Annotated in this window: 8 protein-coding genes, 1 pseudogene and 1 riboswitch; of the genes and pseudogenes, 8 read left to right on the top strand and 1 reads right to left on the bottom strand. The window is 43.7% G+C overall.

Annotation, left to right across the window (positions count from 1 at the left end; genetic code table 11):
• Positions 1-46 precede the first annotated feature (46 nt).
• A riboswitch (TPP riboswitch) is annotated at positions 47-144 on the top strand.
• Between the two features lie 113 nt (positions 145-257).
• From tenA to PAEAM_RS11425, 6 genes and pseudogenes are all read left to right on the top strand, one after another.
• Positions 258-920, top strand: coding sequence for a thiaminase II (gene tenA, locus PAEAM_RS11445; RefSeq protein ID WP_100527574.1), 663 nt, complete (start codon positions 258-260; stop codon positions 918-920).
• 320 nt (positions 921-1,240) lie between these two features.
• A pseudogene (locus PAEAM_RS11440) lies at positions 1,241-1,507 on the top strand (CD3324 family protein).
• A 168-nt stretch (positions 1,508-1,675) separates the two neighbouring features.
• Positions 1,676-2,758: a nucleotidyltransferase domain-containing protein gene (locus tag PAEAM_RS11435; RefSeq protein ID WP_100527573.1), complete on the top strand. Its 1,083-nt coding sequence runs from the start codon at positions 1,676-1,678 to the stop codon at positions 2,756-2,758.
• A 199-nt stretch (positions 2,759-2,957) separates the two neighbouring features.
• Entirely contained in the window at positions 2,958-3,104 is a 147-nt protein-coding gene (locus PAEAM_RS31770; protein ID WP_165789879.1) for a hypothetical protein, read from the top strand.
• Positions 3,105-3,498: 394 nt separating this feature from the next.
• Entirely contained in the window at positions 3,499-5,091 is a 1,593-nt protein-coding gene (locus tag PAEAM_RS11430; protein ID WP_100527572.1) for a glycoside hydrolase family 32 protein, read from the top strand.
• 127 nt (positions 5,092-5,218) lie between these two features.
• On the top strand, positions 5,219-9,022 hold the full coding sequence (locus tag PAEAM_RS11425; RefSeq protein WP_100527571.1) for a GH32 C-terminal domain-containing protein: 3,804 nt from the start codon (positions 5,219-5,221) through the stop codon (positions 9,020-9,022).
• A 105-nt stretch (positions 9,023-9,127) separates the two neighbouring features.
• Here the strand turns inward: PAEAM_RS11425 and PAEAM_RS11420 are convergent, their stop codons facing one another.
• Positions 9,128-10,879, bottom strand: coding sequence for a PucR family transcriptional regulator (locus PAEAM_RS11420; RefSeq protein WP_100527570.1), 1,752 nt, complete (start codon positions 10,877-10,879; stop codon positions 9,128-9,130).
• Positions 10,880-11,042: 163 nt separating this feature from the next.
• Here PAEAM_RS11420 and PAEAM_RS11415 point away from each other — a divergent pair, with 163 nt between their 5' ends.
• Together PAEAM_RS11415 and PAEAM_RS11410 are read left to right on the top strand one after the other, a co-directional pair.
• The gene (locus PAEAM_RS11415) at positions 11,043-12,251 is read left to right on the top strand and encodes an amidohydrolase family protein (protein ID WP_243391309.1); all 1,209 of its coding nucleotides are present in this window, start codon (positions 11,043-11,045) and stop codon (positions 12,249-12,251) included.
• Between the two features lie 23 nt (positions 12,252-12,274).
• Positions 12,275-13,495 (top strand): amidohydrolase family protein, encoded by a 1,221-nt coding sequence (locus PAEAM_RS11410; protein WP_100527568.1) that lies wholly within the window; start codon positions 12,275-12,277, stop codon positions 13,493-13,495.
• Positions 13,496-13,825: the final 330 nt, after the last annotated feature.

Below are 13,825 nucleotides of genomic sequence, written 5' to 3'. Positions count from 1 at the left end.
TGTTATTTTTTCTTTTATGTGGATAAGAAAGTAATCAACTACATACAACCGTTTGCGAGGGAGCCTTAACCGGCTGAGAGGGTATTAAACCGACCTTACCTGATTTGGATAATGCCAACGTAGGGATGCAACGATGAAACACTGTACTTGGGTAGCTCATGCGAACCCACTTGTTTTAGTGTATTTGTCTGCGAAACATCCTATGGATGTTTCGTTTTTTTGTTTTTGAATACGTACATTATGAATTGGAGGAACACATGTTGACTATTTCAGAGAGACTATATCAGGCAGCACAGCCTGTGTGGAAGGAATGTCTTGAGCATCCCTTTGTTAAAGGAATCGGAGATGGTTCCTTACCGGTCGAACAATTTCGTTATTATTTGCTGCAAGACTACTTGTACCTGTTCGATTATGCCCGTGTATTTGCACTAGGTATCGTCAAGTCGCACGACCCCAAATTGATGCAGTTTTTTAGTAAAAACGTAGATAACATCCTGAATGGTGAAATGAAAATTCATCGTTCTTATATGGAGCGATTAGGAATTACAGAGGATCATGTTTTCCAGGTAAAACCTGCACTGAAAAATGCAGCCTATACTAACTATATGCTCTCTGTTTCCCATGCGGGTGGCATAGCAGAAGTACTTGTATCCATTCTGGCCTGCTCATGGAGCTATGCAGAGATTGGTCAAGTCCTTGCCCAAAAGCCAGGTGCAGCTGAGCATCCTTTTTACGGAGAGTGGATCACAGGATATGCTTCCTCTGAATACAACAGCAACAATCAATCCCTAGTGACGTTAACTGATAAGCTATTAGAAGGCTGTAGCGAGGGAACGTACCAACGGATGGAAGATATTTTCGTGATGTGCAGTCGCTTTGAACTTGATTTTTGGGAGATGTCATGGAGGCTGGAGTCATGAGTTCACTGGTAAAGTAGAGAGCAGCTAATCAAGGTGAGTACAGAATAATCAGAACATGTTAGCCCAAAAATACATGATTAAACATTTGAACAACAAGCCCTGATATAATAAGCAAATAGCAACTATCTATTTTCTGGAGGTGAGGCTATTGAAAACAATCGGAGTAGGATTCTTACATGCACGGCTCTATGCAAAGCCAGTGAAGGATATGGCAATGCTTTGCATAGAGCCCGGGAATAATCACATTGCCAACGACGAATCGTAATATTCTACTAACTGGCTTTGCACCTTATTGATCTATTAAATAAGGAGTGAGGCCCATGAAATATTCAAAAGCCGAGTCTATTTTTCCGGAAGAATTGTTACGTATCATTTAGGAATACGTTCAAGGGGAATTGGTTTATATCCCAAAACCCAAAGAGGCGCACCTGAAATGGGGCGAGAAAACAGAGAGCAAGAGCAGGGTCTCTGCTCGAAACGCTGAGATTAAATCCTTATTCCGCAATGGAGTCAGGATAGAGGAGTTGGCGGATCGGTATTTCTTGTCCTGCGAAAGCATAAAGAAAATAGTCTATACAAAGAACTAATCAAGGAACTAATGAAATCCGCTAACTCGTCGTATCGACGGTTTAGCGGATTTTGTGCAAAGATGACTTAAATCAACTTATACATAGTAACCGTACCTCTAAGTCGATAGACTCAAGTTAAGGTTGTTGTGATGAAGGACGGCCGGATCATACAAAGAGGTGTAACGAATGAACGAAATCATAAAGAAGAAGCTGCTGGACAAAAACGAACTGCTCATTAACATGGTGATTGAACGCGTAAAAAGAGATTTTCTAGATGATATCGCCATTATTGGGCTTACTGGTTCATTTAGCACCGGTGACTTTCACGAGAAGAGCGATCTTGATTTAATTATCATTAATAATACAGAAAAGGGATGGGGAATATCCGATTGCTTCATCTTGGACGACGTTGGATATGATATCTATTGCACGCCATGGGATTCAAGAATACAAGAGCAATCCACCTTGGAGAGTCCCAACGTATCGAGCCTAACCGACCTGAAAATACTCTACTATGCAACGCCTGAGGATTTGGAGAAATTGAACGACTTCCAGCAAAAAGCTCTTGATGCACTTGCGAATCCGATAGGAGAAGTGTGTCTTAATCGAGCAAATAAATGGATCGATCTGGCTAAGCAAGCATACAGTGATACGATGCTTGGTGAAGATATCGGTTCAGTGCGATATGCATCTGCTGGCGTTCTGTACAATCTCGTCAATGCCTTGGTGAGTCTGAATAACACGTGTATCAAACGAGGGATCAAGCGATATTTGGAAGAGATACGTTCGTTTCGCTATGTTCCAGATGATCTCGAATCCTTATACATGTCAATCATCGAAGCTCATACCATTGAAGATATTCGAATAACATCTTTTAATATGTTGAATAGCGTTACGAGGTTACATAGCACGATGTGTGATAACTTCATTGTTAAACCGGCTCCGACCTTTGATAATCTGAGGGGAACATATGAAGAATTGTGGTGCAACTACCGCAATAAAATTTTGAACAGTGTTACAGCGAACGATGCTTCCTACGTCTTTCTTTCGGCCTTTGGAGCACATGGGTATCTTGCTGAAATGGCCATGGAGAAAGGCACCAAGAAATATGATCTTATGCAGTACTTTGATGCAAATGATTTACCAGTTATGAAAGAGAAGCTCCTTGAAGTGATGGATGATTATCGAGAAGAGTATGATAAGGTCGGCAGAAAAGTCGAACGTTTTACAACATTTGAGCAACTATATGCCCATTATATGAATCAATGACCTTACGTTCCAGGTAGTAATAAGTCCAGGAATTGTACACAAGGAAAAAATACTTTTACAATGATTGGCAGTACGTTATAATACAATCACCAGGTAGATCACCCAACAAAAAAGTGAAATATTGTAATACCCAGTCACACTCGGCTCGTCATATTCTTGAGCCGCTTATTACAACATAATAGATATCGGAGGTATGGTTATGGTCAAGAAGAAAATTTCGACAGCCATCAGCGCAGCTTTAATCGTTTCTATGCTGGCTACTGGCGTGATCGTCGCTATTGAAGGTAAAACAACGTTAGAGGTAGCGAAGTCAGCAGGGGATAAAAAGGTTGAAGTTATTAAATGAAGGCAAGACGTTAATTAATTAACCTGCCGCGGGAAATGAACATATTCCTATTGAAGTCGCTATTTTAGCGGCTTTTTTTGTTTTATCGGTAAAATTGGGTTTAATACTAACGATATTTTGTTGAACAAGTAAAGAGAAGTTTAGATGCAACCTTTTTTACATTTGTAAACTCTTAGGTTTAAAGTGATAAAAAAATGATTAGACAACTTAAATAAAAAACTGTTATTTTCTATAATCAATCATAAATTGTGCAAATGTAAACTGAAACGGATTTATACATAAAAAATAGTGTTCATTTAAACAAAAATACTTTGACAAATGAAAACGAGTGGCTTATTTTGTTAATAAGGAATGCAAATTACTTTTTTTAGATTTTAAATAGCCTTAAGGGAGCGTGAATAAAATTAAAAAAGTACATCTATCAGGTGAAAATAGTATCAGCAAAGATCCAGAAAACTTTATTTATAAAAATGAATACCGACCGCAAATACATTATTCCCCTAAGGGAAATTGGATGAACGATCCTAACGGAATGGTTTATTACGAAGGAGAATATCACCTTTTCTACCAATATACTCCCCATGATACGCAGCCTGACTTCGGCAGAATGCATTGGGGGCATGCAGTAAGTAATGATTTAGTACATTGGGATGAACTCCCACCAGCCATCTCGCCTGGGGAAGATGGAGCGATATTTTCGGGAAGTGCGGTAGTCGATAAGAACAATACAAGCGGATTCTTCAACGAAGCAGGATCAGGATTGGTTGCAATTTATACTAATAATGGTAACAACGCTCAACCCGGTAAACCGCAGGTTCAAAGCATCGCTTACAGCAAGGACAAAGGTCGAACCTGGACAAAATATGAAGGTAACCCTGTTTTATTCCCTACGGAGACGCTAGACTTTCGAGACCCAAAGGTATTCTGGCATGAAGAATCTTCAAACTGGGTAATGGTTCTTGCTGTAAGTGACCGTGTAGAATTTTACACATCTTCGAATCTTAAGGATTGGTTTTTTGCAAGCGGTTTCGGTTCTGATATTCCAGGCATACATCGTGGGATTTTTGAATGTCCTGATGTTTTTAAATTCCAAGTGGATGAGGACCCTAATACCACTAAATGGATTCTGACACTAAGTGTCGGAGATAGAAATGGCGTAAATCCAAACGATTCAGAACCACCCGCAGGCGGTTCTGGCATGATGTATTTTATAGGTCACTTTGATGGTAAGGTTTTTACACTAGATGAAACATTGGAATCATTCGATACAATCCAATGGATAGATTACGGATCTGACTTTTACGCGGCCGTGACCTGGGATGGTATACCGAATGAGGATGGGCGAAAGATTTGGGTCGGCTGGATGAATAATTGGCGTTATGCTTCCACTCTTCCTTCTAAAGAATGGCGTGGCCATATGTCCATCCCACGAGAGATTCAGCTCAGGACGTATTCGGAAGGACTTCGCTTAATTCAAGCACCCATAAGTGAGTTAAATCAACTTAGAAGATCAATTCTGTCTCTACAAGACATTACGATTAAACCAGATATGAACGTTTTGTCTGCTGTTTCTGCTGCAAAGATGGAAATTATTGCGGAATTCGAAATCGGTAATGCAATAGAATTTGGGTTCAAGGTGCGAAAGTCTTCCTCTTCCAACCAGGAGACAGTCATCGGATATAATGTCTTGAATGAGGAGTTGTTTGTCGATCGAACGAAGTCAAACGCTGTTGATTTCCATCCTGATTTTGCTGCAAAACACAATGCCCCTATGAAGCCAGAGCATAAACGGTTACAGTTGAGCATCTATGTTGATTGGTCAAGTGTAGAGATCTTTGGCAACAATGGGACAACTATCATTTCAGACACGATTTTCCCCGACTTGGGAAGTAGAGGACTGGAACTCTATGCCATTGGTGGAGAACTAAAGGTCGTGTCGCTTCAAATCAATGATCTCGTAAGCATTTGGGAGAATCAGAGTGTTTAGAATTTAGTAATGGCTTGATTCCCCTTAATGGTTACTGCGCGGTTTTGGGCAACCGAACTGAACTGGTTGTCCAAAACCAATTAAATTTGAACCAACTTCACAATATTATTAGAAAAGAGGGTAAGGAATGAACGATAAATCTAAATTCGCAATATGTCTTCTGATGGCAACGGGATTAACTCTGACTTCAAACGGTATTTTTACATCTAAATCATTTGCGGCTAGTGCTGTGCTCGCTGATCAGGAAACAAATAAACAGGCAAAGGAGGAGCTTGATATTTTTGAAAGCGCATCCAAATCAAATACCAATCTGATAGGCTGGCAAGTGAAAGGAAAAGGAGGATTAGAGGATACTTCAGAAGGAATCTTGCTAACTTCACAGCCTAAAGAAAATGTAATGGCCATCTCAGAGACAGTGTCCGATGATTTTATCTATGAAGCTGATGTCATGATCAGGGATACGAAGGCGGATGCAACATTGTTGTTTCGATCTAATGAGGATGGCTTTAGCTCGTACATGCTGCAAATCGTTCCGGACGCAGGTCTGATTCGGTTAAGAGATGCAAGAAATGGAGATGGGAAATTAAAGGAGGAGCGTAAAGTTTCTGTTGAAATGGGGCAAATCTATCATCTCAAAGTGAAGGCAGTGGGTTCCTCGCTAAAAGTATATTGGGGCAATCAATATAAACCATTAATTGATGTTCAAGACATTTCGTATCAAAGCGGAAAGCTTGGACTCCATGTATGGGATGGATCCGCCTTGTTTTCGAACATCGTGGTGAGCGATCTGAAAGGTAATTTGGGGACGGTGATTTCTAGCAAGGGAAAATGGCAACCTGATATCAACGGCAAAAGAGGGACGGTAGAACAGGGGAGCATAGCACAGCAAATCTATACCAAAGAGGCGACTGATATGGTCTATGAAGGGATTATTACCCTTCGTCCTGATTCTATTGCAGCTCTCGCATTTCGATCTTCAAGCGATGGAGCTGAAGGATATGAAGCTACTCTTACGAAGGAAGGAGATCAGGTCCGTGTAAGTTTGACGAATACAAAAGGAACAGTAATTGCAAGTTCGCAACGTACTTATCCGAGTCAGATGGGAGCCAAACATCATGTGGAAATCAAGGCAAAGGGAGATCGAATTCAGGTCCTCCTGGACGGATACACTACGGCCGCGATTGACGTGAAAGATTCAACCTACAGGAGTGGAAGTACCGGAATCGTCGTAAAAAAGGGGACGGCTTACTTTCAGGATACTTATGTGACGGAACTGAGCCAATATTACAATGAGATATATCGTCCACAATATCATTACACGCCAATACGTGGTTCAGCGAGTGATCCAAATGGACTTGTCTACTTCGAAGGAGAATATCATCTCTTCCATCAGGATGGAGGAACATGGGCGCATGCGGTAAGTAAAGATATGCTGAACTGGAAACGGCTTCCGATTGCACTTCCCTGGAATGATCACGGACATGTCTGGTCTGGGTCGGCTGTTGCGGATATGACAAATGCATCTGGTTTATTCGGAGATTCAGGAGGCAAGGGCCTTATTGCATATTATACTTCCTTTAACCCAGATAGCCCGAATGGGAACCAGCGTATAGGTCTGGCATACAGTAAAGACCAAGGTCGTACTTGGGAGTATTCGAAGGAACGCCCGATTGTGATCGAGAACCCAGGTAAGAGCGGAAATGAAGCTGGGAATTGGGATTTCCGCGATCCGAAAGTGATCCGTGATGATGAGAATAACCGCTGGATTATGGTTGTGTCCGGAGGAGATCATATTCGTTTCTACACGTCAGCGAATTTACTTGACTGGACATTGACAGATAATTGGGGATATGGGGATTACGTCCGCGGAGGCGTATGGGAATGCCCTGATTTGTTCCAGCTTCCGGTAGACGGAACATCACAGAAGAAGTGGGTTATGATGATCAGTACAGGAGCAAATCCCAAAACAGGCGGATCAGATGCCGAGTATTTTATCGGTCATTTAACAGCTGATGGTAAATTCGTGAACGATAATCCGGCAGGTAAGGTGTTAAGAACAGATTTTGGTAAAGAATTTTACGCTTCGATGTCTTTCGCTAATATGCCTGATCATCGCACAGTGATGATGGCGTGGATGACGAATTGGGACTATCCGTTCGCTTTCCCAACGTCCAATTGGAAAGGTGAACTAACCATTCCGAGAGAAGTATCATTGGTAACAACCAAAGATGGAATTCGGATGGCGCAAAGTCCAATCAAAGAATTGGAATCACTGCGTAAACCTTTGTATTCTGCTTCTAACAAGTCGGTGAGTCCTTCTTCCGGGAATCTGTTAAAAGGTATTATTTCAGGTGCTTACGAAATTGAAGCTGAAATTGAAATCCCTGAAACCAGCACAGTGACCGAGTTTGGCTTTAACATTCGTGAGGGTGCAAATCAGAAGACGGTCGTGGGTTATAAGGCAAGTGATAGTCATATGTTTGTGGACCGAACTGCATCCGGTGAAACGGATTTTTCTAACCTTTTCAGTAAGAAACATGAAGCACCTACGCAGATGGAGAATAATCGGATCAAGATGCGTATTCTTGTGGATGAGTCTTCTCTTGAAGCCTTTGGTAACAACGGCAAAGTCGTCTTTTCAGATGTAATATTTCCGGACCCTGCTAGTAGAGCGATGGGTTTTTACGTGAAAGGTGGGAATGTGAACGTTGTTTCCTTGAAAGTGCATCAACTTCAATCTGTCTGGAATGAGGACACTCCTTCAAAAGCTCAAATAAAGATGGATACGAGGGTTCGGGAACTGGGGGTAGGCGAGTCGGATACACTGCAGGCGATGGTCGAGTATGGACCAGGTTTAGGCGCTCAACCGCTTAAGTGGAATTCCAGTAATAACGAAGTAATAGCCATAGACTTGGTAGACAAATCACACGCGGTTATTAAGGCAAAAAAAGAAGGGGAGTCCATAGTCACCGTATCTACTCCGAATGGTAAAACTTCCAGTAGTGTGCTCGTTAAAGTCTCAGGTGGCGAGTTCCGGACAAACCTGAGTGGATGGACTAAAGATCTATCTGCTGCTTCATGGTTAGTTAGTGAACATGGGATTCGTGGTAAATATTTTAGCGATGCGAATTATATTGCCAAAGAAAAGGCTGGGAATTTTACGTATGAAGCAGACATGATGCTTGGTGAAACAGGAGGGGCAGGTTCTATTTTGTTCAGGGCTAGCGAGGATGGTCGCAGTGGTTATTATCTGAATCTAGACCCTAACATGAAAGCAATTCGTCTGTTCTATAAAATCAATGGAGGATTTGAAGAACGTCAGGTTCTTGCAAAAGTACCAACTTTCATTCAGCCAGGTCAAACGTATAAGGTGAAAATAGAAGCGAATGGTCCGCATATTATCGTTCATATGAACAGTCAAAAAGTCATAGATATCATGGATGGTACTTTTGCAGAAGGCCACTTTGGACTGAATGTATTTGGCGGCTCCGCATCTTATCAGAACGTCAATGTCAGCAACGGTGAACCTGCAAACATCACCAAGTCCAGTCTTATAAATGCCGCAACACAGAAATCCATTTATACCGTGAACCTTGTCAACGGGGAGCCGGTTACCTTGCAAGATACAAGTGCAGCTTCCGTCCAGAAGTGGGTATTTGTTCCGACAGGTGACGAAGCAGGTTCGTATTCGATTCGTACTACGGCCGGTCAGACGCTTGATCTGGATATAGGGCAAAACAAACTTCAGTTGTATCATTACTTAGGGTACAACAACCAGCGTTGGGTCCTTCACGAGAACAAAGACGGATCCGTTCATATTACTTCAGCTCATCATCAAAAAGCATTAGAGGTATCGGAAGATGGGACCGAACTCTTCTTAAGTGAACTGAATCCATCACTTGATCGACAAAAGTGGATATTAACGAAATAATAAATTTATTCCATGATGGCGTATCTCATAGATATTCCAATAAAGAAGTGTCGCGAGACAGGAACATGTTCAATTCAAGTCGCTATTATAGCGGCTTTTTTTGTTTTAATCTTGTCCTAGCAGAGGTTCGATGGCTAGCGCTATGCGGATTCGTAAGCTTTCAGTTGGATCTTTGAGTTTCACACCCAGGATTTTTTCACACTTTTCCAGTCGATACACCACCGTATTTCGATGAACGAAAAGTTGCTTGGATGTTTCGACAAGCTGGCATTGTGTATCGTAAAAAGCGTTTAAGGTGCGCAGCAACTCTTTTTTTTCATGTTCGTCTGCAATCTGCAGCAGTCCGTTTAAGGTCGCGTCGTAAAATTGTTTCAGTTCGTTGTGGGGAAGCATGTGGAATAAATATCCGATGTCCTTGGCTTGGTAAGATTGGACAAATTGCTTGCGTTTTAGCCAGTAGCCGAATTGCAATGCATTAACTGCTTCTGTATAAGAATGACGAACGCCGAGTACATTTGTTGCAGGTTTGCCAATGCCGATAGACAGACTCAGTCCTGTCTCAACATGTAGCTCTTTAAGCATTCCCGACAACTGCTCGGTGATTTTCACCTCATCCCACCCCAACTCAGGGATAGATAACAGAAGACAGTAGGTATCATGTTTGGTAAACATGACGAAGGATTGATCTAACCCACCAAAAAGACGTTTGATGTGCTCGTATTGCTCCTCTTGCTCCGTGATATTATCTCCTTTCGGAGGCGCCGAACCTTCGTGATTAGGAAATCTTTGATGCATGTGATGCACCTCGTCATTACGCATGGTCAGCACGACGCTTGCACGCCCCTTGATAAGCCCACATCTCTTGCCGCGGTTCAGCGCCTCCTGCTCAGAAGTGATATATCCCTCAATCAGATCGGAAAAGAATTCGTTTTTGTGTCTGCGGGAGCGCTCTTTGACAGCCTGTGATTTGGTCAGCTCCATTCCAATGACGTTGGAGGCCTGCTCAAGCGTCAGACCAAAAAGGCCAGTCCATTGATCCGGCGAATGAAAGGATAACAAATAGCCTTCGTGGCGGTAAGTTTTTACTGGATATACCAGCATGCAGCAACGCTCTCGGACTGATGTGTTGATGAGGCACAACGAAGTGGGACTAGAAATATCAGAGAAGTCTTGAAGTGTATTTACAGCGGCTGCAGTGAGTTCAGCAACACTTGTATTCTGGCTGGAAGCAGAGATAGTTTGCCATTTGTAGTTTAACAGAACGACTGGGGATGAGAACAGTTTGGACAGAGAATCGATAATGCTGGAAATTCCTTTGCCGCGCATGATCATCTCGGAGAATTTTTTGTGGATGCTGAGTGCATATTGCAGTTCGTCGCTCTTGTTATTCAGAATCACACTGGTCGATCGCTGCAAAATTTCGCCAAGGGATAGACGGACATCGGAAATTTCGATGATGGGAAATTCGTTCTGATCCGCTTCCCAAAGTATTTCATCAGGGATTGGTAGTTCAAAGCGCTTGGTTTTGATGGCCAACCCCGAGCACTGAAGACGCTGCATGTCCCTGATTAGATGAATAAACATCTCTGGCTGCTGCTTCATGAAAAAGCCGTTGGTCAGCAAGAGCTCATTTGGCCTTAGAAACCGAATGATATCCGGACAGTCCATAATGTTGACCGTTTGAACCTCACGTATTAGACCCTTATGCCCCGTAATCACTCTGGCATCATCGTAAATGCCGTTTTTCAGCAAATCTGTCAGCAGCACATCGACCCATCCCTTTCTGGAACAAGTTATTTTATTGTTAAGTAATATAACACTACGATCATGTGGAGTAAATATCTTTGGTTTGATCATCCAAGATTGCTAATTATTTTTATCCTTTTCATCCAATGATTTCTCAGAAAGAGTGAATTATGCTTAAAGTGTTTCTTGCGTGTAATAAAAGCGTACATGAACGGAGGATGTAATTATTGATCTACTTATCACAGATACGGTGATTTCCGGGGCTGAAAGGCGAATGGATGTCGGGATATCCTCAGGCAAGATTGCATTTGTCACGCCATGCGGGGAAAGGAAAACCGAAGCGTCTCGTTTAGTGCGGGGCAAAGGAGGCTTATTGCTGCCCGGATTCGTCGAGCCGCATATTCATTTGGAAAAAGCATATTTGCTGGATTCCATGGATCGGGAGGCGGAGTCTCTCCAGGACGCGATCCAGATAACATCCAAACTGAAAAGTTCATTCACGAGGGAGGACATGTATCGTCGCTCGCTGGTTGTCATTCAGGAAGCCGTCAGGAATGGTGTAACCCATATGCGTTGCCATGCAGAGGTCGATCCGGTTCTTGGACTCAGAGCTGTCGAATCTGCTCTTCGTCTCAAACAATCCTTAAAACATCAACTGGATTTACAGGTAGTTGCCTTTCCGCAAGAAGGGGTGTTCAAGAGTCCGGGGACTGCTGAGTTGATGGAAGAGGCCGTTCGTATGGGAGCCGATGTGATCGGAGGAATCACGTATCAGGATGCAGACCTAGGGGAACACTTGGATTTTGCATTTGCTCTGGCAGGGAAGTACGGAAAACCACTAGATTTTCACGCGGATTTCTCGGTCGATTCCAACGACCGTGCCGTTGTGGAAATTGCAAAAAGGACAATTGCTGCAGGCATGCAGGGGCATGTAGCCGCCGGACATGTAACCTCGCTCGGTTCCCTCCCTAAACACGAAGCTTCGGCTATCGGGAAGCTTCTGTGTCTTGCCGGAATCAGCGTCATTACGCTGCCGATGACGGACCTCTTTTTGAATGGAAGGGAAGGCCCAGAAGGTTATCATAGAGGTCTGACTCCTGTGAAACTGCTCCAGGATTGTGGAGTGAATGTGGCAATCGGAGTCAATAACGTGCGCAACCCATTCACGCCGTTTGGCAAAACAGACCCGATTGAGGTTGCCTGGCTATTGGCGATTACTTCTTACATGGGCGGCAAACGGGATGCGCTCATCTTGACCAACATGCTGACGCATAACGCGGCACAGGCGTTAGGCATTGATAATTATGGCGTTAAGGTTGGCGCTCCGGCTGATATGGTATTGTTCCGAGAGCGGTCGGAAAGGGAAGTTCTGCTTAATAAACCGGAGGCCCGCACGGTTTGGAAATCGGGATTACAGGTAGCTTGTACTGACTCAAAACTTTTGGAATTACCGTGGTTGTCGGATGGGATAGAAACAATCTAATTATGAAGTAAGGGGATGGAGTTATGGAGAAAGGCTTAACACTCGTGAAAAATGTCAAATGGTCGGAAAACCTGTTTGATCTAACGATTGATCAAGCAACTGGACTTATTGTCAGCATTGAGACTGTCGGAACGGATGCGGATCTCACATCTGTAAATATTGCCGGTAGGCCGACAACCGTCATTGACGCGGATGGGCTGCACTATGTACCGCCAATGACAGATATGCATACCCATCTGGACAAGCATTTTATTGGTGAGCCGTGGAAATCTTTGCAGCCGTTTGTCACGCTGCCCGGCCAGTTGGAATTTGAGAAAAGTATGTTGGGGGAACTACCGACCGGGGCGGGAGAACGCGCGAAACGAATGTTGGATTTAATGTTAGCCCAAGGCACAACGGCAATCCGCACACACGTTGACGTGGATCCGCAAATTGGCCTCTCTCATCTTGAGGAGGTCTTGGAAGTGCGTGAGATGTACCGGGGACGCATTGATATGGAAATTGTGGCGTTTCCCCAGCAAGGCCTGCTTCGATCCGACTCCGTTTCCGTCATGCGGCAAGCGCTTCGTGCTGGAGCCAACTATGTTGGTGGTGTGGATCCGGCCGGACTGGACCGCCGAGTGGATGCCAGTCTGGAAGCCATGTTTGAACTTGCGACAGAATTCTCTGCTGGCATCGACTTGCATCTGCATGACCCGAGTCATCTCGGAATATACACGATCAGCCGCTTCGCCGAACTGACAGAACAAGCCGGTATGTCCGGCCGTACCGCGGTAAGCCATGCCTACTGTTTGGGCCAGGTTGGGGAAACAGAGGTGCGCTCACTCGCGGAAAGGTTGTGTGCGACCGGCGTAGCCATCATGACGAGCGTGCCCATTGACAGGCCCATGCCCCCCATCAAACTGTTGATGGAAACGGGAGTGTCCGTGCATATCGGTTCCGATAACATTTTGGATTCGTGGAGCCCATTCGGAAATGGCGATATGCTCTCCCGTGGGTCACGTCTCGCTGAAGCATCCGGTTGGGTGGAGGACTTCTGGTTGCTAGAAACGTACAAGCTTATATCCAATGCGCCATTAACTCCAAAAGTGGGTGAACGAGGCACTTTCTCGTTGGTAAATGCCATAAATGCGATGCATGCATTGGCGGCGGCACCTCCACGCGAAGCTGTATTTTCGGGTGGTGTGCTTGTTGGTGGTCGGATGTTTCCCAACAGCAGAAAGATGGCAGCCATCCATTCGTAACAATCTTTAATATACATGAAGCAGCGCATCCTTTTTCAGGTGCGTTGCTTTTTGGCATGAAAAGGCTGATCACAGGGCTTATAATACGTTGCTTAATGCAGTGAATGTAATAATACATAACATTAAAATTTAGACAGGCTTTTCTTTTGGTGTAATAATCCAAATGAAATCATTTTTTTTAGTGAATCACACCAATGACTGAGGCTTACTTACATCGTATTATTCATATAAGAACAATTTCGAGTCATATAAACTGACATTCATAGAATAGGAGGGATGTTGGAGGAGTTACACAAACCAAACATCATTGTTACGAACAGGGGGAGAGAG

The sequence above is a fragment of the Paenibacillus sp. GM1FR genome (genome assembly GCF_002803315.1).
GTDB lineage: Bacteria > Bacillota > Bacilli > Paenibacillales > Paenibacillaceae > Paenibacillus > Paenibacillus amylolyticus.
Note: the sequence above shows the minus strand (reverse complement) of the source record. Positions and strands in the feature narration are given on the sequence as shown.